Raw genomic sequence first — 23,680 nt, 5'->3', positions numbered from 1 at the left:
CTTGACCACCCAAGGGAAGGCCGCTAAACAGTATATCAACATATCTTGATATAAAGATTCACGCATGAGCATAGCCGCATATACACCCACCGCTTCTCGGTCCCTCTTCAAGGACGCCTCCCTCTCGGCCGTCACCGCCGGGCTGGTGGCGGTGGCCGTCTCCTTCGGGGGGCCGGCGGCCATCATCTTCCAGGCCGCCTCGGCCGCGAACCTCTCGCCCGCGCAGCTCTCCAGCTGGATCTGGGCCATCTGCATCGGCTCGGGCGTCACGGGGATCTGGCTTTCGCTGCGCTACCGCGACCCGGTGGTTACGGCCTGGTCAACCCCCGGGGTGGCCTTGCTGGCGACCGGCTGGGCGGCCTATCCGTACCCCGAGGCCATCGGGGCCTTCGTGGCGGCCGGGGCGCTCATCACGGTGGCAGGGGCCAGCGGCGTGTTCCAGGCCATGATGGACCGCATCCCCCGGCCCATCGTCTCGGCCATGTTGGCGGGCATCCTGCTGCGCTTCGGCGTGGACGTGTTCGGCTACCTGGCCAAGGCCCCGCTGCTGGCCGGGGTCATGGTGGCGGCCTACCTGGCGGCCAAGCGGCTCACCCCGCGCTACGCCATCGTCTGCACGCTCTTTTCCGGCTTCGTCGCCGCCTGGGCCCAGGGCGCGCTTGATTTCTCCACCGTGCACGCCTCCCTGGCCACGCCCGTGTTCACCCCGCCGGTGTTCACCCCGGGCGCGGTGGTGGGCCTGGGCCTGCCCCTGTTCCTGGTGACCATGACCGGCCAGAACGCCACGGGCCTCGGCGTCATGCGCGCCAGCGGCTATCACACACCCGGCAACCCACTGGTCTGGGTCACGGGGCTGGCCTCCACGCTGCTGGCCCCCTTCGGCTGCCACGGCGTGAACCTGGCGGCCATCACGGCGGCCATCTGCACCGGCCCCGAATCCCACCCGGACCCGGCCCGGCGCTACGTGGCGGCCGTGGTCTGCGGCGTCTTCTACCTGCTTGTGGGCGTGTTCGGCGCGGCCCTGGTGGGCCTGTTCACGGCGCTGCCCGGGGCGCTCATCGCCGTGGTCTCGGGGCTGGCGCTGTTCGGGGCCATAGCCTCGGGCCTCTCCCAGGCCATGGAGGACGCCACCCGGCGCGAGGCCGCCCTGGTCACCCTGTTGCTGACCATCTCAGGGGTGAGCTTCTTCGGCATCGGCTCCGCCTTCTGGGGCCTGATCGGCGGCCTGCTGGCCGACCGCATCCTCACCAGGACGCACCCGTGAGCGGCTGTCCCTGCCTGGCGGCCTTCAAGGCCCTGGCCGACGAGACGCGCCTGCGCCTGATGCGCCTGCTGACCCGCCACGAGCTCAACGTGGGCGAGATCGTGGCCGTGCTGGGCATGGGCCAGAGCCGCATCTCGCGCCATCTGCGCATCCTGGTGGAGTCCGGGCTGCTCACGGCCAGGCGCGATGGGCTGTGGGTGTTCTACGGCACCCAGCCCTCCGCGCTGCTCGAAGCCGTGACCCCGCTCATCGCGGACTGCGGCCCCAAGGAGGACCTCCAGCGTGCAAGCGAGGTACTGGAGGCCCGCAAACGCGAGACGCGCAGCTTCTTCAACGCCATCGCGCCGGACTGGCGGGCCATGCGCCGCGAGGTGCTGGGCGACCTGGACCTGGAGGGCCTGATCCTCAAGCGCCTGCCCCTGTGCGGCGTCATCGCGGACCTGGGCTGCGGCCCGGGCGAGCTGCTGGCCGCGCTTTCGGCCAAGTGCCGGCGCCTCATCGGGGTGGACGCCTCCCCGGCCATGCTGGAGCTGGCCCGGCGCGCCCCCGAACTGGAGGCCGCCAGCCTGCGCGTGGGGGAGCTGGAGCACCTGCCCCTGGCCGACGCCGAGGCCGACATCGCGGTGCTGAGCCTGACCCTGCACCATCTTTCCGACCCCGCCCGCGCCCTGCGCGAGGCGCGCCGCGTGGTGGCCCCGGGCGGGCGGCTCATCGTGGTGGACTATCTCAAGCATGACGCCGAGCTCATGCGGCAGCGCTACGGCGACCGCTGGCTCGGCTTCGACCCCGCCGAAGTGCGCTCCTGGCTGGAACAGGCCGGGTTCGCGGCGAACGGCATGGAACGACACAGCATAAAACTGGGCCTGGAGCTGGGCATTTTCGATGCCCTGCGGCCCGAAAAGTAAGGAGAACGCAATGAGCGTCAAACCCCTGGACCTGACCCTGTCCAACATGGTCGCCGACATGTCCCAGGCCGATTGGGGCCGCAAGGAAATGGTCATCGCCGAGAACGAGATGCCCGGCCTCATGGCCGTGCGCGCCAAGTACGGCCCGCAGAAGCCGCTCAAGGGCCTGAAGGTCGCGGGCAGCCTGCACATGACCATCCAGACCGCCATGCTCATCGAGACCCTGTACGAGCTGGGCGCGGACCTGCGCTGGGCCAGCTGCAACATCTACTCCACCCAGGACAACGCCGCCGCGGCCATCGCCGAGGCCAAGACCGCCGCCGTGTTCGCCTGGAAGGGCGAGACCCTGGAAGACTACTGGTGGTGCACGGAGATGGCCCTGACCTGGCCCGACGGCTCCGGCCCCGACCTGATCGTGGACGACGGCGGCGACGCCACCCTGTTCATCCACTACGGCGTCAAGGCCGAGAAGGACCCCTCCATCCTGGACAAGCCCTCCGACAACAAGGAGTTCGCCATCATCCAGGAGCGCGTGGCCGCCTCCGTGAAGGCCGACCCCACCCGCTTCCAGCGCATGGCCGCCAAGATCAAGGGCGTCTCCGAGGAGACCACCACCGGCGTGCACCGCCTCTACCAGATGATGAAGGACGGCGAATTGCTCTTCCCGGCCATCAACGTCAACGACTCGGTGACCAAGTCCAAGTTCGACAACCTCTACGGCTGCCGCGAGTCCCTGGCGGACGGCATCAAGCGCGCCACCGACGTGATGGTTGCGGGCAAGGTCGTGGTGGTGGCCGGCTACGGCGACGTGGGCAAGGGCTGCGCCCACTCCATGCGCGGCTTCGGCGCGCGCGTGATCGTCACCGAGATCGACCCCATCTGCGCGCTCCAGGCCGCCATGGAAGGCTACGAAGTGACCACCATGGACAAGGCATGCTCCATGGGCGACATCTTCGTCACCGCCACGGGCTGCTTCGACGTCATCAACGGCTCGCACATGGAAAAGATGCGCGACGGCGCCATCGTCTGCAACATCGGCCACTTCGACTCCGAAATCGCCATGCACTACCTGGAGTCCACCCCCCACTGCAAAAAGGTGGAGATCAAGCCCCTGGTGGACAAATGGACCATGAAGAACGGCAACTCCATCCTGGTGCTGGCCGAAGGCCGCCTGGTGAACCTGGGCTGCGCCACCGGCCACCCCAGCTTCGTCATGTCCAACAGCTTCACCAACCAGGCCCTGGCCCAGATCGAGCTGGCCCAGAAGGACTACGCGGTGGGCGTGTACACCCTGCCCAAGATCCTGGACGAGGAAGTGGCCAGGCTGCACCTGGAGCGCCTGGGCGCGCAGCTCGAGCGCCTGACCCCCGAGCAGGCCAAGTACATGGGCATGAGCGCCGACGGCCCGTACAAGCCGGAGCACTACCGCTATTAATGGCACGGCCTGACGGTCCTCCTCGCTTAGGAGGGCCGTCAGGCCTATGCGACGTTTCCCGGTCGAGGCGACGCCTCATCGGGAGAAATGAATGTCTGACCGGTGTTGGGGCGTTCGGCGAGCAGACGCCGTACGCCTACAGCAGCGAACGATAAATCCCCTCGATATCCGCAAGCTCGGGCTGGCGCGGGTTCAGGCGCGAGCTCCCGGCGGCCAGGGCGTCCTCGCTCATGGCCGGGATGGCCTCCTCCGTGACCCCGTAGTCCGAGAGCTTCGCGGGCAGCCCCGTCTCCGCGAACAGATCCTTGAGCGCCCACACCGCGGCCTTGGCCGAGGGCTCGCGGCAGCCCAGGGCCAGCGCCACCCCTCCCAGCCGCTTCTTGCAGCGCGACAAATTGTAGGCCGTCACGGCGGGCAGCAGCATGGCGTTGGCCGCGCCGTGCGGCACGCCGAACATGGCCCCCAGCGGGCGCGACATGGAGTGCACCAGCCCCACCGAACTGTTGGAGAAGGCCAGCCCGGCCTGGAGCTGGCCCAGGAGCATCTCCTGCCGGGCCTCCAGATCCTCCGGGTAGTCGAGCGCCACGGGCAGGTTGGCGGCGATGGTGCTGATGGCGGCCAGGGCCAGCGGGTCCGTGAGCAGGTTGGCCTTCCTGGAGAGATAGGCCTCGATGGCGTGGGTCAGGGCGTCCATGCCCGTGGCCGCCGTCACGTGGCGGGGCATGGAGACGGTCAGCTCCGCGTCCAGGATGGCCAGGGCGGGCACCATCATGTCCCCGAAGATGGGCGTCTTCCTCTTCGCGGCGGTGTCGGTGATGACGGCGATTCGCGTGACCTCGCTGCCGGTTCCGGCGGTGGTGGGGATGGCTATGACCGGCGGTCCGGAGCGTTCCGGGGCGCTGGCCTCGTAATCCTGGATGCTGCCGGGGTTGCCCAGCATGAGCGAGATGGCCTTGCCCGCGTCCAGGGGGCTGCCGCCGCCCAGGGCCACGATCAGGTCGCAGCCGCGTTCCCGGGCCAGGGCCACGCCTTTCTCCACCGTCGCAACCGACGGGTCCGGCTCCACCTCCGCGAACACCGTCACCTCCAGGCCGCCGCCCAGCAGGGCCTGGCGGACCTTCTCCAGGCTGCCGCTCTTGGCCGAGGAACCCCGCCCGGTGACGACGAGGGCCTTGCGCCCGAGCTTGGCGGCCTCGCCGCCGAGGCAGGAGAGCGAACCCGGCCCGTAAACGATGCGCGGGGGGGACAGGAAGAAATCGGCGGTGGAGGTGCTCATGCGGGAACTCCTGGACGCACGCGCTGCTTGCGCGCGGCGAGGTCAGATGACGATAAGAATGGCCGTGGGGCTTTGGCGAACACCCCTTTTCGGGCCTAGCCGGGCGATATCAGACAGATGGCCCCTCACCCCTGCTCGCCGCTCTCGCGGTCGTCCACCACGCGCTTGGTCTTGCCGAAGCTGCGCGGCAGCTCGCCTTGCCCAACCACCTCCACCCAGGCCCGCACCATCACCTGCTTGCGCAGTTCCTCCGACACGGCGTTGGAGAGGTTCTGGTCGTACGTGGGGTCGGTCTCGGGGCGGCGCTCCACCTGCAGGAGCATCTGGTCCTTGCCGCCTTTGCGGAAGAGCTGGATGCGGAACTCGCTGCCCAGTTCCTTGAAGTGTTCGATCACGGCCGCGATCTGGCCGGGGTAGATGTTCACGCCCCGGAAGATGATCATGTCGTCCGAGCGGCCCAGCAGCCGCTCGTGGCGCGGCATGCTCACGCCGCAGGGGCACTCCCCGGGGATGAGCCGGGTCAGGTCACGCGTGCGGTAGCGGATCAGGGGCGCGGCCTCTTTGCGCAGCGTGGTGACCACCATCTCGCCGATCTCGCCCGGGGCCACGGGCTCGAGCGTCTCCGGGTTCAGGATCTCGAGGATGTACAGATCCGCCCAGTAGTGGATGCCGTGGTGCGCGGAGCACTCCAGGCCGGTGCCCGGGCCGTACAGCTCGGTCATGCCCACGATGTCGAAGCTCTCCTGGACGCCGAGCATCTCGTGGATGCGCTCGCGCATCTTGTCGGAGTGCGTCTCGGCCCCGAAGATGGCCTTCTTGAGGGCGATCTTGTCCTTCAGGCGGCGCTTGTGCACCTCCTCGGCCATGAGCAGGGCCATGGAGGCGGTGGAGCAGAGCACGGTGGTGCCCATGTCCTCCAGGAGCTGCAGGTGGATCTCCATGTTGCCGGGGCCCACGGGCACGGCCATGGCCCCGAAGTGCTCGCAGCCCAGCTGGAAGCCCGCCCCGGCGGTCCAGAGGCCGTAGCCCACGGCGATCTGCACGCGGTCCAGCGCGGTGAGCCCGGCCAGCTCGTAGCAGCGGGCGAACATGTGCTTCCAGGTGTCGATGTCGCCCTGGGTGTAGGCCAGCACCTTGCGCTTGCCCGTGGTGCCGGAGGAGGCGTGCACCCGCACCACCTGCTCCTGCGGCACGGAGAGCAGGGGCAGGGGGTAGCCCTGGCGCAGGTCCTCCACGGAGGTGAGGGGCAGGCGCCGGAGGTCGTCCAGGGTCAGGGCCTGGCCCGGCTGCCAGCCGCTGGCGGCAAGCTTCTCGCGGTAGGCGGGGCAGCCCGCGTAGGCGTGGTTCAGGGTCCAGTTCAGGCCCTCGGTCTGCCGTGCGGCCAGTTCGTCCTCGGAGAGATGGGGGATGAAGCGCTGGGGAGTGGACATGGCGGCAGCCTACCCCAAAAACGCGATGAGAAAAACCCCCAGCACCATGAGGGCCGCGCCCGCCAGGCGCTCCCGCACGCTGCCCTCGCGCAGCACCAGCCACCCGAGTAGCACCGCGAACACCGCGCTCATGCGCTTCACCGCGATGACGTAGGGCACGATGGTCATGGTCAGGGCCTGCATCTGGCCGATGCAGGTGGCGGCCTCCAGCAGGCCCGTGGCCAGCAGGTACCAGGGGGCCTGAAGCACCTGGGCGAAGCCCCGGTGCGTCCTGCGCCAGACCAGGGGCGTGAGCAGGAGCGCCGTGAACCCGAAGGCGCAGGTGATCCAGAACAGCGGGGAGGAGTTGCGCAGCCCGATCTTGTCGATGTTGGCCGAGACGGACCACAAAAAGGCCACCAGCAGCATGTAGCGCGGCCCGGGCGCGCGCACGAGCGCCTTGAAGGGCTCGAACACGCCGTTCTTCATGTGGCTCAGGTTCATCACGTAGGAGCCCACCACCAGGGTCACGATGCCCACCAGGCCCATGGGGTCCGGGAACTCGCCCAGCATCAGGGGCGAGGTGAGCAGCAGGAAGAGCGGGGTGGCCGTGAGCATGGGGGCCGAGAGCGAGAGGTCGGACAGTTCAAGGGATTTGACGTAGAAGTGGAAGGTGACCACCGCCAGCGGCCCGGTGCAGGCCAGGCAGACCCAGAACATGGGCGTAATGGCGGGGATGCCCTCGCGCAGGGCGAAGGGCGCGATGAAGAGCGCGGTGGTCAGGCAGTAGGCCCAGACAACGGCCAGCCCGTCCACGCCCGCCACGCTGCGCTTGAGGCAGAGATCCTTCACGGCCTGGCAGAAAGCCGCAATCAGCATCAACGCGACCCAGGTCATTCGTTCGCGCCCCCAAAAAGGCGACGCGGCGGGCAGGCCCGCCGCGCCGGGAGTTGTCTCGTGTTTCACGCCGCAGTCGGGGTGCGGCGAAGCGCATTCTTATCCGCCCGCCTCGTGAGGCGGACTTTCGCCGCCGGAGGGAATCCCCCGGCAGGGCGTCAGGCCCGGCTCAGCGCCAGCCCTGCATGAAGCTCTCGCCGGTGCCGCCGTCGCGCAGGTGCTTGACCAGGGCCGAGCCGATGACCACGGCGTCGATGCGGTCCCCGAAGGGGGCCACCTGCTCCGGGCGCGAGATGCCGAAACCCAGGGCGATGGGCATGTTGAACATGGGGCGCACCTCGTCCAGCTTCTGGAGCACCTCTTCCGGCAGGCTCTCGCGCATGCCCGTGGTGCCCAGCACCGAGACGAAGTACACGAACCCGCGCGCAGCCTTGGCGTAGGCTTTCAAGCGGTCTTCCGGGGTGTTCAGGCCGATGAGGCAGATGATGTCCACGCCGGAGCCGGAGAGTATCTCGGCCACGGGCTCGGCCTCCTCCAGGGGCAGGTCCGGGATGATGAGCCCGGAGACGCCCGCAGCCGCGCAGTCCATGGCCAGGCGCTCCAGCCCGTACTGCAGGAAGGGGTTGTAGTAGCCCATGAGCACCAGCCCGGCCTTGAAGGTGCCCTTGCGGCAGCTCAACTCGTTCAAAATCCAGGCCAGGGTCACGCCCTGCTCCAGGCAGTCCAGGCTGGCCTGCTCCACGGTGGGGCCGTCGGCCACGGGGTCGGAGAAGGGCACGCCGATCTCGATGACGTCGGCTCCGCCCGCGTCCAGCGCGGCCAGCTCCTTCCAGAAGCGGTCGCGGTCCGGGAAACCGCCCGGCAGGTAGGGGATGACGGCCTTGCGGCCGGAGGCGTTGGCGGCGCGGATGCGTTCGGTGAGGATGGACATGAGGTTGCCTCCGATTGGCTGCGGTTGAATCTGTAAGAGTTCTGGTCGTTCGGGCCTTCTGCCTCCTCCCCCGGCCCCTGCTCCCCGAGGCACGCCGATATATTTGAAGAAAATCGTCGCGCCTCGGGGAGCAGGGGCCGGGGGAGGAGGCAGAAGGCGTCCGGGCCTCACTCTGGAAGTTCTAGGCCCTGCGCGATCCTTTCGGATTGCAGGGGGATAACACGAACCTGGATCGCCTGGAATACGGCTTCAGGGCTAGCAGCCCTTCTTGGCCTCGTACTCCTCGATGATGCCGATGTCCTTGTCGCCGCGCCCGGAGAGGCAGACCAGCACGTCGCTGCCCTTGGGGATCTCGGCCGCGTTCTCGATGGCCCAGGCCACCGCGTGGGAGCTCTCCAGCGCCGGGATGATGCCCTCGGAGCGGCTGAGCGTGTGGAAGGCGCTCAGGGCCTGGCCGTCGTTGACGGTGACGTAGCGGGCGCGGCCGCAGTCCTGCAGGTGGGCGTGCTCGGGGCCCACGCCGGGGTAGTCCAGGCCCGGGGCGATGGAGTGCGAGGGCTCGATCTGGCCGTCCTCGGTCTGCAGGAGCATGCTCATGGCCCCGTGCAGCACGCCGGGGGTGCCCAGGTTCAGGGGCGCGGAGTGGTGGCAGCCCGGCTCGCCGGTGCCGGCGGCCTCCACGCCGATGAGCTGAACGCCCTCGTCGGGGATGAACTCGTTGAAGGCCCCGATGGCATTGGAGCCGCCGCCCACGCAGGCCACCACGTAGTCGGGCAGCTTGCCCGCTTTTTTAAGCATCTGGGCCCTGGCCTCCCGGCTGATGACGGACTGGAACATGCGCACCAGCGTGGGGAAGGGGTGCGGCCCGGCCGCCGTGCCGAAGCAGTAGTGGGTGGTGCGCTGGTCCGCGATCCAGCGGCGCAGGGCGGCGTTGATGGCGTCCTTCAAGGTCTGCGTGCCGGATTCGATGGGCACCACCGTGGCGCCCAGCAGGCCCATGCGCCGCACGTTGTGCGACTGGCGCACCACGTCCGTGGCGCCCATGTACACCACGCAGTCCAGGCCCAGCATGGCCGCCGCCGTGGCCGTGGCCACGCCGTGCATGCCCGCGCCCGTCTCCGCCAGGAGCACCTTCTTGCCCATGTGCCTGCACAGCAGGCCCTGGCCCAGGGCGTTGTTGATCTTGTGCGCGCCCGTGTGGTTCAGGTCCTCGCGCTTGAGCCAGAGGTTGAAGCCCAGCTTCTTCGAGAGGTTGGGGCAGCGGTACAGGGCCGAGGGGCGGCCCACGTAGTCCTCCAGCATGGCGTTGAATTCTTTCTGGAAGGCCTCGCTGGGCACGATGGTGTTCATGGCCTCCTCGATTTCGAGGAGCGGCGGCATGAGCAGTTCCGGCACGAACATGCCTCCGAACGATCCGAAATAACCTTTCTGCATGGGTGGTAGCCTCTATTTGCTGCGTGCTGCGATGTCTATGGTTTGCGAAACCTTGTCCAGATCCTTGACGCCGGGCGCGGTTTCGACCCCGGAGTTGATGTCCAGTCCGGCGGGGCGGGCCAGCTCAAGCGCCTCCTGGGCGTTGAGCGGGGAAAGGCCGCCCGCCAGCAGCCACGGCCGGGGGACCTTGAGCCCGGCCAGGGCGGAAAAATCCAGGCTCGTGCCGTGGCCCCCGCCCGAGGTGCCCGCGTCCAAAAGCATCATGGAGCAGGAGTCCGCGTAGCGGGCCATCTCGGCCTCCAGCTCGGCAGGCGAGGCGTGGCGCTGGGGCCAGAAGGCCCTGATGACGCGCTCCGGCCCGACCTCGCGGCAGAAGGCCTCGTCCTGCCCGGCGTGGAGCTGGGCGAAGTCCAGCCCGGCCGCGTCCATGATGGAGCGCACCTCGGCGGCGGACTGCTCCACGAACACGCCCACGCGCCTGGCCCGCCCGCGCGCGATGGAGGCCACGTGGCCGGGCGCGACGCATCGCGGGCTCCTGGCCGCGAAGATGAAGCCCAGGAAGTCCGCGCCCAGGGCGTCTATGGCGGCAACCTGTTCGGGCAGGGTCATGCCGCAAACTTTTATGAGCGGTTTCACGTCGGCTCTACCTTCGTCCAGTCAGCCCGGCCAGGGCCGCGCCCGGGTCCTCCCCGCTCATGAGCGAGGTCCCCACCAGCACGGCGTCGTAGCCCAGCGCGGCCATGCGCTCCACGTCCTGCCGAGTCTTTATCCCGCTGGCGCTGATCCATATCTGGCCTTCCTGCTTGCGCGCGGCCAGCCGCTCGGACACGGCGAAATCCGTGGTCAGCTTGTCCAGGTCGCGGTTGTTCACCTGGATGATCTCGGGCTCCAGCGGCTCCACCTTGTTAAGGTCGGCCTCGTCGAACACCTCCACCACGCAGGCCAGTCCGAAGGCTTCGGCCAGGCCCAGCATGGCGCGCAGCTCCTCCGCCTCGCACATGCGCGCGATGAGCAGCAGGGCCGAGGCCGGGGTGGAGGCCGTGTGGATCACCTGCACGGGGTGCAGGATGAAGTCCTTGCGGAGCAGGGGCAGGCCAGCGCCGGCCATGCGGGAGAGGTACTCCAGGCTGCCCTTGAAGTAGACCTCCTCCGTGAGCACGGACATGGCCGCGGCTCCGGCCTTCCTGTAGGCATCGGCCGCCTGCTCGGGGGTGAGGCCCATGTTGATCTCCCCGCGCGAGGGCGAGGCCCGCTTGTACTCGGCGATCACCGCGCCGGGGCCGTTCTCCCACAGGGCGCGGATGAAGTCCGGGCGTTCGCCCTCGAAGGGCGGGGGCATGAGGCCCTCGTCCTCCAGTTTGACGAGGCGCTCGATCTCGGCCTGCTTGGCTTCGCGGAATCGGTTAAGCATGGGTCAACTGGCTCCAGAAGCCGGCGGCCGCGCGGGAGGCGATGGCGTCGCGGGCCTTGTCGATGCCTTGCTTGAGGGTCAGGGCGGGCTCCAGGAGGTGCAGGGCGGTGCCCAGGTTCAGGGCCAGCATGTCCTTCATGGCCTGGGGGCCGTCGCCCTGGATCAGCTCGATGAGCACGGCCACGGCCTCGTCCTTGCTGGCCACGGCCACGTCGGAGAGCTTGTGGCGGGGGATGCCGTAGTCCAGGGGGTCGATGCGGTCGCGGCGCATCCAGCCGTCGCGCACCCAGCAGACCTCGGCCGGGCCGAAGGGCGAGAGCTCGTCGAAGCCGCCCGCGCCGTGCACCACGGCGGCGTTGCGCACGCCCGAGAGCGAGAGCGCCTCCGCGATGAGCGGCACGAAGGAGGCCGTGGGCACGCCCAAAAGCTGATGCGTGGGCCGGGCCGGGTTGAGCAGCGGCCCCATGAGGTTGAAGAGCGTGCGCGCGCCGAGCTCCTTGCGGATGGGCATGATGCGCTTGAAGGCCGGGTGGAAGTTGGGCGCGAACAGGAACACGAAGTTGCGCTGGGCCAGGGCGTCGGCCACGGCGTCGGGCTCCACGGTGAGGCCAACGCCGAGCGACTCCAGCACGTCGGCCGAGCCGCAGGTGGAGGACACGGAGCGGTTGCCGTGCTTGACCACCTTGTGGCCGAGCGCGGCAAGGTACATGGCCACGGCCGTGGAGCAGTTGAAGGAGCAGGTGTTGTCCCCGCCGGTGCCGCAGGTGTCGATGCGGTCGCCTTCGAGGCCGGGCACCAGGCGGGCCTCCTCCAGGGCGGCCTTGACGCCGCAGGCGATCTCCAGCCCGGTCTCGCCCTTGGTCTTGAGGCCCATGAGGAACGCGCCCACGCAGGAGGCGGGCATCTCGCCCTTGTACATGGCGCGGAACGAGGCCAGCGCCTGCTCTTCGGTAAGGTTCTTGCCTATGGCCAGATGTTCGAGGACTTCCATCGCGGGCTCCTTCTTGCCTGTCGTTTCGGCGTCGCCCGGCGCTCGCCGGGCGGGAAAATCGTTCAGCGTTTTATTTGCGCATCACCGGGCAGTTGAACAGCGTCGAGCGCGTCACCCTGTCCGAGAGCCCCTCCCGCTTGATGATGGCCAGCGAGAGCTCGTACTGCCACGGCTCGGAGAGGGGCGAGACGTAGATGCTCTCGATGATGTGCGCCGGTTCCACGGTGATGTGCAGGCCGTTTGGGTCCAGAAGCCGGGGGTTCTGGTCGCCCTCGTCGTTGATGAAGATCAGCCGGAACTCCTTCTCGTGCTCGAAGGGCCTGCGCTTGAGCAGGGAGAAGTCGTAGATGTCGCTGATCTGGCAGTCGTCCTGGGCCACGTCCTTGTAGAGCACCTTGCCTGCGGTGAGGTCGTGGGGGGCCAGTTCGCTGGACAGAGCGCCGAAGGTGGTCTGCACCGCCAGGGAGTGGCCGCTGCCCCCGAAGAGCTTCCACATGGCCTCGGACTCGTGCTCGCTCACGTGCCAGGAGTTCACGAACACCTTGGAGCGCTCGTTGCTGATGTAGTCGTCGTGGCGCTTCAGGAAACGCTTCCAGCTCTCCGGGCTTTCCTCGTCCCTGGCGGTGGCGTACATGCCCGGCGGCATCAGGCACTCGTAAGGGTCGTGGAGACGGTCCACGCGGCGGAAGTACAGACGCTTCATGAGCAGGAAGTCGAGAAACTTCTCGAACGTCAGGTACTTCCACAGGGTGGTTTCGCTCCCGGCCTCGTCGCCGTTGGAGAGGTTGCGGATGGAGAGGGGCATGGATCACTCGCCTAGCTTTAATTTTGCGTTATAATTATTTGCTGTAGTTACCATCGGAGATAATCATACGTATCTTTCTCCGCGGTTTTGGTGTGTCGTTAATTAGCTCGTTTCTGGCACTGAGAATCCTTAATTGAGCGTCGTTAAGCTTTGATCCGTATAAAGAGTTCACAGATAATAGTTGGTTTGGCTGTATTAATGTATTTATTAAATTGCAATATATAAAGAACGATCCAGCTAAGTCCGAATTTGTGAACGACGTTCCGTCAAGTTCGCAGTGGTCAAAGTATAACTCCACATTTTCGTGTTGAGTGTAGTATAATTTTGATGCGAATTTGTCTTTCATGCGGAATATTCTTGTGGTTTCCATCCCAAGCGTATTTTTGATTTTATCAACAATTGATGGGTATGTTATTTCACCTAGGCTTCCGGAGTGTTTTATTTTTGTTTCATCATTCCCTGGGATTGAGTTGTCAATGGCGTATCCCTTAACAAAAATATTATTTTTTGGGCAGGATTGTTTCGAGATGTTGTTAAATGTACATCTTTCTAGATTTGAGTGAGTAAAGCTCGTTCCAATCATGCATGCATTTATAAAATTACTGTCTCGACATGTTGAATTATAGAAATTTGCTCCTCTGAGGTCGGCACCAGAAAAGTTAGAGTTGTTAACAATCGTGTTAGAAAAGTTTGAAAATGAGAGATCGCTTCCAGTAAAGTTAGCATGATCGAGCCCCTTTACCCCATCGACATCAAGGCCAGACAAGTCGATGTCGTGCAGATCAAGCTTATAAATTGTGATTAACTCTTTTGTTGACTGAATTATGCTTTTATTTTTCGCTTCGTCTCCAGCTAATGATAGCAGTATTGTGAGCGGGTTGAAGTAGTCAGGCTTTATTGGGCATGTGCTTTTCTGTATCTCTATCAATCTTTGAAGGGCAACTTGTCTTGTTTCTTTGTTCGATATTTGCGATGAAACCGTTGATAGTCGCGTCTCCAGGATTTTTGCTGCACTGTCATGCCTTGTCATGGCGAGTGTGAATACTGCTGTATAAACGCCAACTGCCCACAGTGCAAAGGTGGATGGTTTTTCATTGGACTGATCAGATTTTGGAGGAGAAACCATCCACCAAATTGCTTTAATTCCTGAGTAATTAAAAAGAAAACCAATCATTTTTCGTGGGAAACTGCACCACTCCTGCGCACGTATCCCTTTTGCTGATTGGTGTTTGATACTCTTTTTCATGATCGTTCAAGCTGTTCAGGATTAACTAATCTTCTCCGGGAAATTCTTGAGCAGCTTCATGCCGTCGGGCGTGAGCACGCTCTCCGGGTGGAACTGCACACCCACCCAGGGGCGGTCCTTCCACCTGAGCCCCATGACCTCGTTCTCGTCGGTCCAGGCGGTGATCTCCAACTTCTCCGGGGCCTTGTGCGCCAGAACCAGCAGCGAGTGGTACCTACAGACCTCCATGGGGTTGGGCACGCCCTCGAAGAGCCCCGTTTCCCGGTGGGTCACCTGGCTGGTCTTGCCGTGCATGATCCTGTCCGCCACCACCACGGGCGCGCCCGCGTAATGCCCCAGGATCTGGTGCCCCAGGCACACGCCCAGAAGCGGCGTCTTCTTGGGCAGGTGGTTCAGGAACTCCAGGCAGAGCCCGGCGTTCTCCGGCCTGCTGGGGCCGGGGGAGATGCAGCAGCGCTCCACCTTGCCGGACTTGGCCAGCTCGATGATCTCCGGGTCGTCGTTGGTCTTGACCACGGGGTCCAGGCCGAGCTGCTGGAAGTACTGCACCAGATTGAAGGTGAACGAATCGAAGTTATCGACGAGCAAAAACATCGCCTTCCTCCTGTTTTGCAAGCACTTCGGCGAGCACGCGGGCCTTGTTGTGCACTTCCTTCCATTCCATCTCGGGGATCGAGTCGTAGACGATGCCCGCGCCGGTCTGCCAGTGGACCATGCCGTCCTTGAACCACATGGAGCGGATGAGGATGCCGGTGTCCAGGTCCACGCGGCCCTTGTCCAGGCCGAGCCAGCCGATGGCCCCGGCGTAGGGGCCGCGCGCGATGGTCTCCAGCTCCGCGATGATCTCCATGGCGCGGACCTTGGGCGCGCCGCTCACCGTGCCCGCCGGGAACACGGAGCCGATCACGTCCAGGGCGTCCAGGCCCTCCTTGAGCTTGGCCGTCACGTAGGAGGTCAGGTGCAAAACGTGGGAGAACCGCTCCACCTGCATGAATTTCTCAACGCGCACGCTGCCCGGGGTGGCGATGCGGCCCAGGTCGTTGCGGCCCAGGTCAACGAGCATCACGTGCTCGGCGCGCTCCTTGGGGTCGGCCAGGAGGTCCTGCGCGAACTGTTCGTCCTGGGCTTCGTCCTTGCCGCGCGGGCGCGTGCCGGCGATGGGCGCGGTGGTCAGCTTGCCGTCCACGCAGCGCACCAGGAACTCCGGGGAGGAGCCCACCAGCGTGAGCCTCGGCAGGCGCACGAAGAACATGTAGGGCGAGGGGTTCACCTGCCTGAGCCTGCGGTACACTGCGAAGGGATCGCCGTTGAAGGGTGCGTGGAAGCGGTTGGAGAGCACCACCTGGATGCACTCGCCCTGGCGGATCATCTCCTTGGCCTTGCGCACGTTCTCAAGGAAAGGCTGCTCGCCGGGGTGGTGCAGCACCGCGCCCATCTCGGGCTTGTCCATCGTGCGCAGCACGTTGGTGGTGTCCAGCTTGGGGCGCATGCCGCCGCCCAGGGTGAGCAGGCAGCAGCGGTGGCGCAGGTGGTCGAAGAGCACCACGTGGCCGGGCAGCACCAGGGTCACGTCCATGTCCTTGGGGGGGATGACCTTGGCCAGCTTGGGCGTGAACAGCGCGGCCGAGGCGTAGCCGAAGTAGCCGTAGAGGCCCCGGGTGATGGCCGGGAGCTCGCCCGCGTCGTCCGGGGGGGTGACGGTGATGGCGGCCATGAGCTGGCGCACGCCGTCCAGGAAGGGCAGGCCCGAGAGCTCCTCGAGGGGCTTCAGGCGGTCGTCCCGGGTGGTGAGCAGGAGCTTGCCCTCCTGGCATTGGGCCGTGAGGCGGAAATCCCAGGCCAGGATCGAGTAGCGGCCCAGGCGGCCGTCCACCTCGGCGGACTCGAAGAGTATGCCCGGCCTGTCGCCCACCAGCCCGAGGTACAGGCTGATTGGGGTCTGCACGTCGGCGGGCAGCCACTTTGCTTCTTGCAGGAGCTCGATCATGGCGCGTCCTTGTCGTAGTCGTTGCTTCGTTTCGTTGTATGTCGTCCAAGCGTGCCGGGAAATGCCTCCGGCGGCCAAAGGGAGTTCCTCCCTTTGGAATCCCACATCGTGGGACTGCTCATTCGCATCGTCCGTTGCCCGGCCCTGTCCCGCTCGTTGGTGAAATACCATATATTTGAAGAATATGGCCTTTCACCTTCCTCGCGGGACAGGGCCGGGCAACGGCTCGCGTCACCGCGTTTTCAATCATCTGCGGTCGGATTCTTTCTGTCTCGCATCCAACCGTGCGGCCTGGGTCCGTGGTGGCCCCCCCCCCCCCCCCCCCCCCGCCGAATATAAAAAAAAAATTGAAAGCGGGGGGAGGGCGAGGGGGCCCCCTCCGGCAGCCGCACCCGGGTCATATTCTTCAAATATATGGCACGGGTGCGGCTGCAGGAGGGGCACCACGGGCCATTATGAAAAAGAAACCCTTATTTCTTCCCCCGCGAAAAACCTTTCGCTCCGCCCGGCTTGCCGCCATCCGGCCACCAGCCTTTGGCCCGCTCCACCAGCAGCTCCAGGTCGCCGCCGGCGGCCACGTTCAGGTAGTTCCTGTACGAGCGCACGGCCTCCAGGCTGTAGGGGTTGGCCTCGAACAGCAGCCTGAACAGCCCCGCGTCCTCCAAAATCAGCTTCCTGGCCGATTCGAGGCGCCGCATGAACGACGGCGTCAAATAGCGGGCGAACTCCTCGTGGTTGGCCTGTGAGGCCAGATAGGCCACCGTGGTCACGAAGTTGAGCCCCTGCACGTAGGCCATGGCCCGGTCATGGTCGTGGGCGTCGGCGTTGAAGGGCGCGAAGCCAAGCCGGGCCATCAGCTCCGTGGCCTGGCGGCAGGCCTCCTCCCCGCGCCCGTGGCATACGGCCACGCGCAGCGGCTCCCCCTCGGGCGGCACCGGCCCGAACAGCGGGTGCGTACCCACCACCGGCCCCTGGTGCAGGGCCAGCATTTCGTCCATGGGCCGCACCTTCACGGAGCAGATGTCCGCCACGATGGTGCCCTTGGGGATCATGGGCTTAAGCCAGGCCAGCACCTCTGTGAGCGCCTGGGCGGGCACGCACAGGAGCACCAGGTCCGAGCGGGGCAGCACGCGCCGCGCCTCGGCCTCGTCCAGGGGCTGGTCCAGCTCGTGGCAGGCCAGGCCCTCCTTGCGGCAGCGGGCCACGATCATGCGGCCCATCTTGCCCTTGGAGCCCACCACGGTGAGCGTGCGGATGGCTTGCGCTGTGCTCAACGCGTGCGCCCCCACTGCTCGAAGAACCCGGGGAAGCTCTTGGCCACGCAGCCGGGGTTGTCCAGCCGCACCTCCACGCCGGCCAGCTCGAAGAGCGACATGCTCATGGCCATGCGGTGGTCGTCGTAGGTGCTGAACTCGATAGCCCGCCCGGTTGGGATCGGCCCCGGAGTCACGGTCAGGCCGTCGGCGAAGGTCTCCACTTCGGCCCCGGCCTTGCGCAGCTCCTGGGCGCAGGCTGCCAACCGGTCGGACTCCTTGATGCGCAGGTGCGCCACGTTGCGGATGGTGGTGCTCCCGGTGGCCCGTGCGGCCACGGCGCAGACCGTGGGCACCAGGTCAGGGCAGGAGCCCATGTCCAGCTCCACGCCGCGCAGGCCCCGGGGGCTCACGGTGACGCCGGATTCGCCCCAGGCGATGCTAGCGCCCATGCGCTCGAGGATGTCCAGGATGGCGCGGTCGCCCTGCAGCGAGTCCCGCCGCAGCCCGATCACGCGCACCGGGCGCGGGCCCACGGCACCGGCCGCCAGGAAGTACGAGGCGTTGGACCAGTCGGCCTCCACCACGTAGGGCCGGGCGCGGTACTGCCCGGGCTTGACCTCGAAGCGGATGCGCCCCGGGGTCACTCTGGTCACGTCGGTGAAGGCGGTGGAGACCCACTCGTCGCCTTCCAGGGTCTTCACCTCCACGTCCGCGCCGAAGTCGGCCATGGCCATGAGCGTGAGCGACACGTAAGGCCAGGAGACCACCTTCTCGCCCGCCACGCCCACGGTGAGCGGCCCGGCGGCCATGGGCGCGGCCAGCAGGATGCCCGAGAGGTACTGGCTGGATTCGTCCAGGGCGATGGCGGTCTCGCCGCCGGAGAGGCCCTCGGTGCGGATGACGAAGGGCGGGTAGCCGGGCTGGCCCTGCCACTCGAAGCGCGGCCCCAGCGGGACCAGCGCCCCGGTGAGCTGCCCGATGGGCCGGGAATGCATGCGCCCCTCCCCGTGCACCAGGAACATGCCCCGCCCGGCGGCCAGCACAGCCGTGAGCAGGCGGCAGGTGGTGCCGGACTCCCCCACGTTGCAGTCCGCCGGGGAGAGCGCGCCGCCCTTGGGCTGGCCGCCCACGCCGGTGACGCTCCAGCCTTCGGGGATCTTCTCGAACTTCGCCCCGGCGGCCTCCAGGCACTGCCGGGTGCGGATCAGGTCGTCGGATTCCAGGGCGCGGCTGACCAGGGAGGTCCCCCTTGCCAGGGCCGCGCAGATCATGGCCCGGTGCGAGACCGACTTGGACGCCGGGGCCTGGATGTCGATGGTGTCTGCCATTGTTATCCCCTCTCCACCACGGCGGAGCCGGAAACGTCCAGGTGCGGGCCCGTGGGGTAGCTGCCCAGGATGCGCAGGGAGTGCAGCTCGTGGCGCAGGTCGGACACCACGGCCTGGAACTGGTCCGCGCCCAGGTCGCACTGGAGGTCCGCGAAGAAGACGTATTTCCACTTCTCGCCGCGCAGCGGGCGCGACTCCAGCTTGGTCATGTTGATGCCCTCGCCCGCCAGGCGGGAGAGCACGGCCGAGAGCGCGCCCGGCTTGTCCGGCAGGGTGAACAGGATGGAGGTCTTGTCGCGGCTGCCGGTCTTGGTTTCGCTTGGCCCGATCACCAGGAAGCGGGTCCAGTTGTCGGGCAGGTCCTCGATGCGGGTGGCCAGGACGTTCAGCCCCAGCATCTCGGAGAGCTTCACGTGGCCGATGGCCGCCGCCTTGGGGTTGTAGACCACGCGCCTTGCCGCCGCAGCGGTGGACTCCGTGGGGATCACCCGGGCCAGGGGCAGGTGGGCCTTGAGCCAGGCCCCGCACTGGGCCAGGGGCTGCGGGTGGGAGTAGACCTCCTCGATGCGCGAGAGGTCCGTGCCCTTGGAGAGCAGCGAGTGGCTGATCTTGCAGTACATTTCGGCCTGGATGTACACGTCGTGGCGCAGGAACATGTCCAGGCTCTGGCCCACGGTGCCCTGGAGCGAGTTCTCCAGCGGGATCACGCCCAGTTCCGCGTCGCGCAGGCTCACGGCCTCGAACACCTCGTCGATGCCCGAGCAGGGCTGGAAGTCAGCGCTGGCGCCCAGGTAGCTCGACGCCGCGAAGTAGGAGAACGTGCCCTCCGGCCCCAGGTAGGCCACCTTCTGGGTGCGCTGCAGCCTGCGCGAACTGGAGAGTATCTCCCGGTAGATGGCGCGCAGGTGCTCGTTGGGCAGGGGGCCGGGGTTGGCGCGGGTGAGCTTCTCCAGCACTTCCTTTTCGCGGAAGGGCTTGAACACGGGCTCGTTGCTGCCCGCCTTGAGCCGGCCCACCTCCAGCGAGTAGGCCGCGCGCTTGTTGAGCAGTTCCAGGAGCTGCTTGTCCGCCGCGTCGATGGCCTCGCGGATGTGGTCCAAGGGGGCGTCGCGCGCGGGATCGTCCGTCTCGAGCGTCATCCTAGCCCTCCTTGATCTCTTCGCAGATGCGCATGCCGAAGTGGCGGCCGGCCTGGTCCGTGCTGCAGAGGATCTCGTCGCCCTCCTTGAGGCTGACCACGCTCACGGGCTCGCCGCCGGGGCGGGTGAGGCGGATGGTCTCGGCGTTCTGCAGGAACACGGTGCCCTCGGCGTCGCCGCAGCGGGCCGTGATCTGGAGCATGGGCCGCACCTCCACCTTGACCCGGCCGATGGTGGCCAGGGAGGTGGCTCCGTCCGCGCCCACCACCAGCACCTCGTCCCCGGAGGAGAGCTCCTCCAGGTAGTTGGTCTTGTCGCCTGGCATGATGGCGTAGGCGTGCACGGCCCCGGCGTTCACGCGGAAGGGCCGCGCGGCCACGTACGGGTTGGATTCGGTCTCGGCGTGCACCAGGAAGGTGAAGGCGCTGGAGTTGCCGATGAGCATGCCCTGGCCCTTCTTGAACATGCTCATGGTGTCCACGCAGACCCGGTGGCCGAGCCCTGCGGGCTTGATGGCCGTGACCACGGCCTTGGCCAGGCGGGCGCAACCCTGTGAGAGCTTGACGTCGGCCACGATCTTCTTGAGCTCCTTCGCCGCCTCGGGCAGCACCACCACCACGTCCACGCCGCGCTCCAGGATGCCCGCGGCCAGGCGGGCCTGGTCCGCGTCGGCGACCTCCACGCCCAGCCCTTCGGACTGGGCCAGGATGTTCTCCACGGGGATGATCTCCCAGCCGAGCTTGAGCACGGACTTGCCGCCGGATTTGAGCGCGGCGATGGCCGTGTCCTCGTCGGCCTTGGAGGAAAGCGTCACGTAGGTGACGTTCTCCGGGGTGAGCACCTCCACGCGGCCCAGGGCGCGCACGTCGCCCGCGTGGGCTGTGTCGGTCACGATGGCGTCAACGCCGGACTCCAGGGCCAGGGTGACCAGGGTCTTGTCGAAAGGCAGGGCGGAAAACCAAACGGATTTCATTAATTTCGTCTCCTAGCAGCCCGTAGCTGAATCGATTTGTTCAGCCTGTTCAAAAAGCTCGCTGGCAAGGCGCAAGAAATAGTCAAGGCCGAAGCGTATCTGGCATACGTGAGGGTTTGACTTTTTTGAAGCAACGCAGCCAGCGGGAATTTTTCAACAGGCTGCTAGTCCTTGAGGAGTTCCATGGCCTGTTCGACTTCCCAGTTCAGGTGCACCACGCCGTGCAGGGCCTGCACCAGGCGCGCGGGCTGGGCGTACTGGAAGATGTTGCGGCCGATGGACAGGCCGGAGCCGCCCGCCTGCACGGAGTCGTGGGCCATGGTCACCAGGTCGCGCACGTCGGAGAGTTTGGGGCCGCCCGCGATGACCACCGGGATGCAGCAGGCGTCGCAGACCTGGGCGAAGGTCTCCACGTCGCCGGTGTAGGGCACCTTGACCACGTCCGCGCCCAACTCCAGGCCGACGCGGGCGCAGTGGGCCACCACGCCGGGGTCGTACTCGTTCTTCACCTTGGGGCCGCGCGCGTAGACCATGGCCAGCACGGGCACGCCCCACTCGGAAGCGGAGGAGCTGATGCGGCCGAAGTCCTCCAGCATGTGGCGCTCTGTCTCGTCGCCCAGGTTGATGTGCAGGGACACGGCGTCCGCGCCGAGCTTCAGCGCGTCTTCGACGGTGCCCACCAGGGTCTTGGCGTTGGGGAAGGGGGAAATGGTGGTGGAGGCGGAGAGATGGATGATGAGGCCCACGTCGCGGCCGCGCCCGCGGTGGGAGCAGCGCACCAGGCCCTTGTGCATCAGAACCGCGTTGGCGCCGCCCTCGGCCACCTGGTTGATGGTCTCGCGCATGTCGATGAGGCCCTCGATGGGGCCCACGGTGACGCCGTGGTCCATGGGGACGATGATGGTGCGGTTGTTGTTGCGGTTGAAGATGCGTTCCAGACGTACGGCTTTTCCGATGAGCATTGTACTTTCCCTCCGGTTTTGCACCGATTTCCGCCTTCCCCGGCGGACTCCTGGATAAAACAAAAGGGCCGCCGGCGTTTGCCAGCGGCCCTCGGTGTGGTGTGGTTAACTTGCGTTACCGTGCACCCCTCCCCGAACCGCTGGCGCGGCTAAACCAAAAATAAAACCAGTTAAAGAAGCCAGCGGCAAAGTTGGGGGTCTGCATGGGCCGTATGGGTACGCGCCCCCGGCGAAGGTTGTCAAGCGGGTTTTGCGAAAAACCGCAAACGCGAGGGGGGCGCCGCCTTGGATCGGCTAGATGTCCCGCCGCTCCCGCCGGGTGGCGGTGCACTCCCCGTCTTCCAGGGCCTTGGCCCCCTGGGGGGTGAGCCACTGGTCGAAGGCGGGCTCCCCGGCTTCGGCGCGCCAGCAGGCCTGCACCGAGCCGTCCTTCAAATTCACGTAGATGGTGGCGTTGAAGGCCAGGCAGTCGTGGGGCTTGCAGGCCGTGATGACGATGGCGTCCTGCTGCTTCTCGATGGGCGAGACCACCACGTCGTTGATCCTGTTGCCCCAGCCCCGCACCAGTTGGGCGAAGCGGCGCGGGCCCAGAGTGGCGACGAGCAAAGGTTTGAGGCGCGGGTCGTTCAGGATTCGGGAGTCGGGGTACTTCCCCACGAGCGATTCCAGGAAGGCCGCCGTATCGGGGGGCAGGGCGCTCTGAGCCGCCACGGCCCGGGGCGACAGCGCGCCGAAGGAGAGCGCGGCGATCACGGCCAGCGCCAGCAGGAGGGGCCGGAGGGGCGGGCGGCTACGGGTGAGGCGCATCGGCGGGCCTCCCTACGGGTTCCCGGCGGTCACCGGGAAGTCGAAATAGGTCTTGGGGAAGGGCTCGTTCTTCAGGGTGAAGTGCCACCACTCGTAGTCATAGGGCGCGAAGCCATGCTTCACCATCAGCTCGCGCAGCCTGAGCCTGTTGGCCTTGGCCTCGGCGGGCACGTCGCCCGTCAGCGGGTGGGATTTCTCGTCCATGCAGTCGTAGCCGGTGCCCATGTCGATGCCGCCGTCGTTGTAGCGCTGGCCGTAGGGCGCGGTGCAGGGAGTGAGCGGCTGGCCCGGCGCGTAGGCCCCGGGCTGCGGGGCGGGCAGGGGGATGATGGTCAGGTCCACGGTGGACCCGCGCGAATGGCCCGACTTCTCGGCCACGTAGCCCAGCTTGAAGAAGTCCTTCTTGTCCACGTTGGGGTAGAACTCACCCTTGGTCTTCTGGTCGCCGGGGAGCTTGCTCCAAGCCACGAAGTCCTCCACGGCGCGCTGCGGGCGGTAGCAGTCGAACACGAGCACGCCCTGGCCGCCGGCGGCCAGCTCGTCGGCCACGGCCTTGAGGGCGTCGGCGGCCTGTCTGCTCAGGATGCACTCCGGGGCCTCGTAACCGGCCACGGGGCGCCCGAGGAAGTTGTGGGAGCCGTGGTAGCGGATGTCCTGCGGGATGCCCGGGGCCACGGCGCGCAGGCGCACGAAGCCCTCGGGCAGGGCGTCGTCGCGGGCGGAGAGCACCGGGACAAGGAGAAGCACGATGAGCACGGCCAGGGAGCGGGCGCGCATGTGTACCTCCAGCGGGGTCGAAATGGAGACGGGGGCAGATTAACCGATGAGGCCGAACTTCCGCAACTCGTCAATGAGCTGCTCCGGGTCCACGGGCTTGGTCAGGTAGCTGAGCGCCCCGCCCTGGAAGAAGGCCCGTTTGATGTCCTGGCTGCCGCCCGAGCCGGAGACCATCAGCACCGTGGCCTCCTCGGCGGGGGTGAGGCCCGCGTCGCGCTCCATGCCGCGGATCTTGCGCAGGGTCTGGTGGCCGTCCATGCCGGGCATCTGCACGTCGAGCAGCACGGCGTCGAAGGCGCTGGTCGAGTTCATGGACTTGCGGAACAGATCGAGCCCCGACTCGCCGGAGTCGGCCGAAGCCGTCTCCGCATAGGGGGACAGGACCTCTTGCAGGTAAAGGCGGTTGACCGGGTCGTCGTCGATGATGAGTGCGCGCATGGGTGGTTG

At 66.6% G+C, this 23,680-nt stretch carries 23 protein-coding genes; 3 read left to right on the top strand and 20 right to left on the bottom strand.

What is annotated here, in order from left to right; genetic code table 11:
* Positions 1 to 64: 64 nt before the first annotated feature.
* The 3 genes from MLE27_RS12730 to ahcY are packed head-to-tail and all read left to right on the top strand — an operon-like array spanning position 65 to position 3,604.
* Positions 65 to 1,264 (top strand): benzoate/H(+) symporter BenE family transporter, encoded by a 1,200-nt coding sequence (locus MLE27_RS12730; RefSeq protein ID WP_243312456.1) that lies wholly within the window; start codon positions 65 to 67, stop codon positions 1,262 to 1,264.
* Positions 1,261 to 2,169 (top strand): ArsR/SmtB family transcription factor, encoded by a 909-nt coding sequence (locus MLE27_RS12725; protein WP_243312455.1) that lies wholly within the window; start codon positions 1,261 to 1,263, stop codon positions 2,167 to 2,169. Before MLE27_RS12730 ends, MLE27_RS12725 begins: the two co-directional genes overlap by 4 nt.
* 10 nt (positions 2,170 to 2,179) lie before the next feature.
* Positions 2,180 to 3,604, top strand: a complete 1,425-nt coding sequence (gene ahcY, locus MLE27_RS12720; RefSeq protein WP_243312454.1) for an adenosylhomocysteinase — start codon at positions 2,180 to 2,182, stop codon at positions 3,602 to 3,604.
* Between the two features lie 136 nt (positions 3,605 to 3,740).
* Here the strand turns inward: ahcY and MLE27_RS12715 are convergent, their stop codons facing one another.
* From MLE27_RS12715 to MLE27_RS12620, 20 genes are all read right to left on the bottom strand, one after another.
* Positions 3,741 to 4,880 carry an iron-containing alcohol dehydrogenase family protein gene (locus tag MLE27_RS12715; RefSeq protein WP_243312453.1) on the bottom strand — a complete coding sequence of 380 codons (1,140 nt, stop codon included), beginning with the start codon at positions 4,878 to 4,880 and terminating at the stop codon, positions 3,741 to 3,743.
* A 125-nt stretch (positions 4,881 to 5,005) separates the two neighbouring features.
* Positions 5,006 to 6,310, bottom strand: coding sequence for a phenylacetate--CoA ligase family protein (locus MLE27_RS12710; RefSeq protein ID WP_243312452.1), 1,305 nt, complete (start codon positions 6,308 to 6,310; stop codon positions 5,006 to 5,008).
* A 9-nt stretch (positions 6,311 to 6,319) separates the two neighbouring features.
* A complete protein-coding gene (locus MLE27_RS12705; protein WP_243312451.1) occupies positions 6,320 to 7,186 on the bottom strand; it encodes an EamA family transporter in 867 nt (288 codons plus the stop codon).
* A gap of 169 nt (positions 7,187 to 7,355) precedes the next feature.
* The gene (gene trpA, locus MLE27_RS12700) at positions 7,356 to 8,117 is read right to left on the bottom strand and encodes a tryptophan synthase subunit alpha (RefSeq protein ID WP_243312450.1); all 762 of its coding nucleotides are present in this window, start codon (positions 8,115 to 8,117) and stop codon (positions 7,356 to 7,358) included.
* Between the two features lie 255 nt (positions 8,118 to 8,372).
* The gene (gene trpB, locus MLE27_RS12695; protein WP_243312449.1) at positions 8,373 to 9,551 is read right to left on the bottom strand and encodes a tryptophan synthase subunit beta; all 1,179 of its coding nucleotides are present in this window, start codon (positions 9,549 to 9,551) and stop codon (positions 8,373 to 8,375) included.
* A 12-nt stretch (positions 9,552 to 9,563) separates the two neighbouring features.
* Positions 9,564 to 10,160: a phosphoribosylanthranilate isomerase gene (locus tag MLE27_RS12690; protein WP_243312468.1), complete on the bottom strand. Its 597-nt coding sequence runs from the start codon at positions 10,158 to 10,160 to the stop codon at positions 9,564 to 9,566.
* A gap of 34 nt (positions 10,161 to 10,194) precedes the next feature.
* Positions 10,195 to 10,962 carry an indole-3-glycerol-phosphate synthase gene (locus tag MLE27_RS12685; protein ID WP_243312448.1) on the bottom strand — a complete coding sequence of 256 codons (768 nt, stop codon included), beginning with the start codon at positions 10,960 to 10,962 and terminating at the stop codon, positions 10,195 to 10,197.
* Positions 10,955 to 11,953, bottom strand: a complete 999-nt coding sequence (gene trpD, locus MLE27_RS12680; protein WP_243312447.1) for an anthranilate phosphoribosyltransferase — start codon at positions 11,951 to 11,953, stop codon at positions 10,955 to 10,957. The genes MLE27_RS12685 and trpD overlap by 8 nt, the downstream gene beginning before the upstream one ends.
* Positions 11,954 to 12,023: 70 nt before the next feature.
* On the bottom strand, positions 12,024 to 12,758 hold the full coding sequence (locus tag MLE27_RS12675; protein ID WP_243312446.1) for a hypothetical protein: 735 nt from the start codon (positions 12,756 to 12,758) through the stop codon (positions 12,024 to 12,026).
* 34 nt (positions 12,759 to 12,792) lie between these two features.
* The gene (locus MLE27_RS12670) at positions 12,793 to 14,004 is read right to left on the bottom strand and encodes a pentapeptide repeat-containing protein (RefSeq protein WP_243312445.1); all 1,212 of its coding nucleotides are present in this window, start codon (positions 14,002 to 14,004) and stop codon (positions 12,793 to 12,795) included.
* A gap of 21 nt (positions 14,005 to 14,025) precedes the next feature.
* Positions 14,026 to 14,598: an anthranilate synthase component II gene (locus MLE27_RS12665; protein WP_243312444.1), complete on the bottom strand. Its 573-nt coding sequence runs from the start codon at positions 14,596 to 14,598 to the stop codon at positions 14,026 to 14,028.
* Positions 14,579 to 15,991, bottom strand: a complete 1,413-nt coding sequence (locus MLE27_RS12660) for an anthranilate synthase component I family protein (protein WP_243312443.1) — start codon at positions 15,989 to 15,991, stop codon at positions 14,579 to 14,581. Before MLE27_RS12660 ends, MLE27_RS12665 begins: the two co-directional genes overlap by 20 nt.
* A gap of 470 nt (positions 15,992 to 16,461) precedes the next feature.
* Positions 16,462 to 17,265: a prephenate dehydrogenase/arogenate dehydrogenase family protein gene (locus MLE27_RS12655; protein ID WP_243312442.1), complete on the bottom strand. Its 804-nt coding sequence runs from the start codon at positions 17,263 to 17,265 to the stop codon at positions 16,462 to 16,464.
* Positions 17,262 to 18,575 (bottom strand): 3-phosphoshikimate 1-carboxyvinyltransferase, encoded by a 1,314-nt coding sequence (aroA, locus tag MLE27_RS12650; protein ID WP_243312441.1) that lies wholly within the window; start codon positions 18,573 to 18,575, stop codon positions 17,262 to 17,264. Before aroA ends, MLE27_RS12655 begins: the two co-directional genes overlap by 4 nt.
* A gap of 2 nt (positions 18,576 to 18,577) precedes the next feature.
* Positions 18,578 to 19,714 (bottom strand): prephenate dehydratase, encoded by a 1,137-nt coding sequence (gene pheA / locus MLE27_RS12645; RefSeq protein WP_243312440.1) that lies wholly within the window; start codon positions 19,712 to 19,714, stop codon positions 18,578 to 18,580.
* A 1-nt stretch (position 19,715) separates the two neighbouring features.
* Complete coding sequence (locus MLE27_RS12640; protein WP_243312439.1) at positions 19,716 to 20,687, bottom strand: 3-dehydroquinate synthase II family protein; 972 nt, start codon at positions 20,685 to 20,687, stop codon at positions 19,716 to 19,718.
* Positions 20,688 to 20,851: 164 nt separating this feature from the next.
* Entirely contained in the window at positions 20,852 to 21,649 is a 798-nt protein-coding gene (locus tag MLE27_RS12635) for a 2-amino-3,7-dideoxy-D-threo-hept-6-ulosonate synthase (protein WP_243312438.1), read from the bottom strand.
* A 294-nt stretch (positions 21,650 to 21,943) separates the two neighbouring features.
* Positions 21,944 to 22,456 carry a hypothetical protein gene (locus MLE27_RS12630; RefSeq protein WP_243312437.1) on the bottom strand — a complete coding sequence of 171 codons (513 nt, stop codon included), beginning with the start codon at positions 22,454 to 22,456 and terminating at the stop codon, positions 21,944 to 21,946.
* 12 nt (positions 22,457 to 22,468) lie between these two features.
* Positions 22,469 to 23,233: a M15 family metallopeptidase gene (locus MLE27_RS12625; RefSeq protein ID WP_243312436.1), complete on the bottom strand. Its 765-nt coding sequence runs from the start codon at positions 23,231 to 23,233 to the stop codon at positions 22,469 to 22,471.
* 39 nt (positions 23,234 to 23,272) lie between these two features.
* Complete coding sequence (locus MLE27_RS12620) at positions 23,273 to 23,671, bottom strand: response regulator (protein ID WP_243312435.1); 399 nt, start codon at positions 23,669 to 23,671, stop codon at positions 23,273 to 23,275.
* Positions 23,672 to 23,680 lie beyond the last annotated feature (9 nt).

The sequence above is a fragment of the Fundidesulfovibrio agrisoli genome, from assembly GCF_022808715.1.
GTDB classification, from domain to species: domain Bacteria; phylum Desulfobacterota; class Desulfovibrionia; order Desulfovibrionales; family Desulfovibrionaceae; genus Fundidesulfovibrio; species Fundidesulfovibrio agrisoli.
The sequence above is the reverse complement of the archived record's forward strand: the minus strand, read 5'-3'. Positions and strand labels throughout refer to the sequence as shown.

Bases quoted from the DNA above. Each gene is read 5' to 3' on its own strand.
- MLE27_RS12670 (WP_243312445.1), bottom strand. From the start codon at position 14,004: ATGAAAAAGAGTATCAAACACCAATCAGCAAAAGGGATACGTGCGCAG.
- MLE27_RS12640 (WP_243312439.1), bottom strand. From the start codon at position 20,687: ATGAAATCCGTTTGGTTTTCCGCCCTGCCTTTCGACAAGACCCTGGTC.
- MLE27_RS12635 (WP_243312438.1), bottom strand. From the start codon at position 21,649: ATGCTCATCGGAAAAGCCGTACGTCTGGAACGCATCTTCAACCGCAAC.
- trpD (WP_243312447.1), bottom strand. From the start codon at position 11,953: ATGGAAGTCCTCGAACATCTGGCCATAGGCAAGAACCTTACCGAAGAG.
- MLE27_RS12625 (WP_243312436.1), bottom strand. From the start codon at position 23,233: ATGCGCGCCCGCTCCCTGGCCGTGCTCATCGTGCTTCTCCTTGTCCCG.
- MLE27_RS12730 (WP_243312456.1), top strand. From the start codon at position 65: ATGAGCATAGCCGCATATACACCCACCGCTTCTCGGTCCCTCTTCAAG.
- trpB (WP_243312449.1), bottom strand. From the start codon at position 9,551: ATGCAGAAAGGTTATTTCGGATCGTTCGGAGGCATGTTCGTGCCGGAA.
- MLE27_RS12705 (WP_243312451.1), bottom strand. From the start codon at position 7,186: ATGACCTGGGTCGCGTTGATGCTGATTGCGGCTTTCTGCCAGGCCGTG.
- MLE27_RS12660 (WP_243312443.1), bottom strand. From the start codon at position 15,991: ATGATCGAGCTCCTGCAAGAAGCAAAGTGGCTGCCCGCCGACGTGCAG.
- MLE27_RS12715 (WP_243312453.1), bottom strand. From the start codon at position 4,880: ATGAGCACCTCCACCGCCGATTTCTTCCTGTCCCCCCCGCGCATCGTT.
- MLE27_RS12710 (WP_243312452.1), bottom strand. From the start codon at position 6,310: ATGTCCACTCCCCAGCGCTTCATCCCCCATCTCTCCGAGGACGAACTG.
- MLE27_RS12620 (WP_243312435.1), bottom strand. From the start codon at position 23,671: ATGCGCGCACTCATCATCGACGACGACCCGGTCAACCGCCTTTACCTG.
- MLE27_RS12690 (WP_243312468.1), bottom strand. From the start codon at position 10,160: ATGACCCTGCCCGAACAGGTTGCCGCCATAGACGCCCTGGGCGCGGAC.
- MLE27_RS12685 (WP_243312448.1), bottom strand. From the start codon at position 10,962: ATGCTTAACCGATTCCGCGAAGCCAAGCAGGCCGAGATCGAGCGCCTC.
- MLE27_RS12665 (WP_243312444.1), bottom strand. From the start codon at position 14,598: ATGTTTTTGCTCGTCGATAACTTCGATTCGTTCACCTTCAATCTGGTG.
- aroA (WP_243312441.1), bottom strand. From the start codon at position 18,575: ATGGCAGACACCATCGACATCCAGGCCCCGGCGTCCAAGTCGGTCTCG.
- pheA (WP_243312440.1), bottom strand. From the start codon at position 19,714: ATGACGCTCGAGACGGACGATCCCGCGCGCGACGCCCCCTTGGACCAC.
- ahcY (WP_243312454.1), top strand. From the start codon at position 2,180: ATGAGCGTCAAACCCCTGGACCTGACCCTGTCCAACATGGTCGCCGAC.
- trpA (WP_243312450.1), bottom strand. From the start codon at position 8,117: ATGTCCATCCTCACCGAACGCATCCGCGCCGCCAACGCCTCCGGCCGC.
- MLE27_RS12630 (WP_243312437.1), bottom strand. From the start codon at position 22,456: ATGCGCCTCACCCGTAGCCGCCCGCCCCTCCGGCCCCTCCTGCTGGCG.
- MLE27_RS12675 (WP_243312446.1), bottom strand. From the start codon at position 12,758: ATGCCCCTCTCCATCCGCAACCTCTCCAACGGCGACGAGGCCGGGAGC.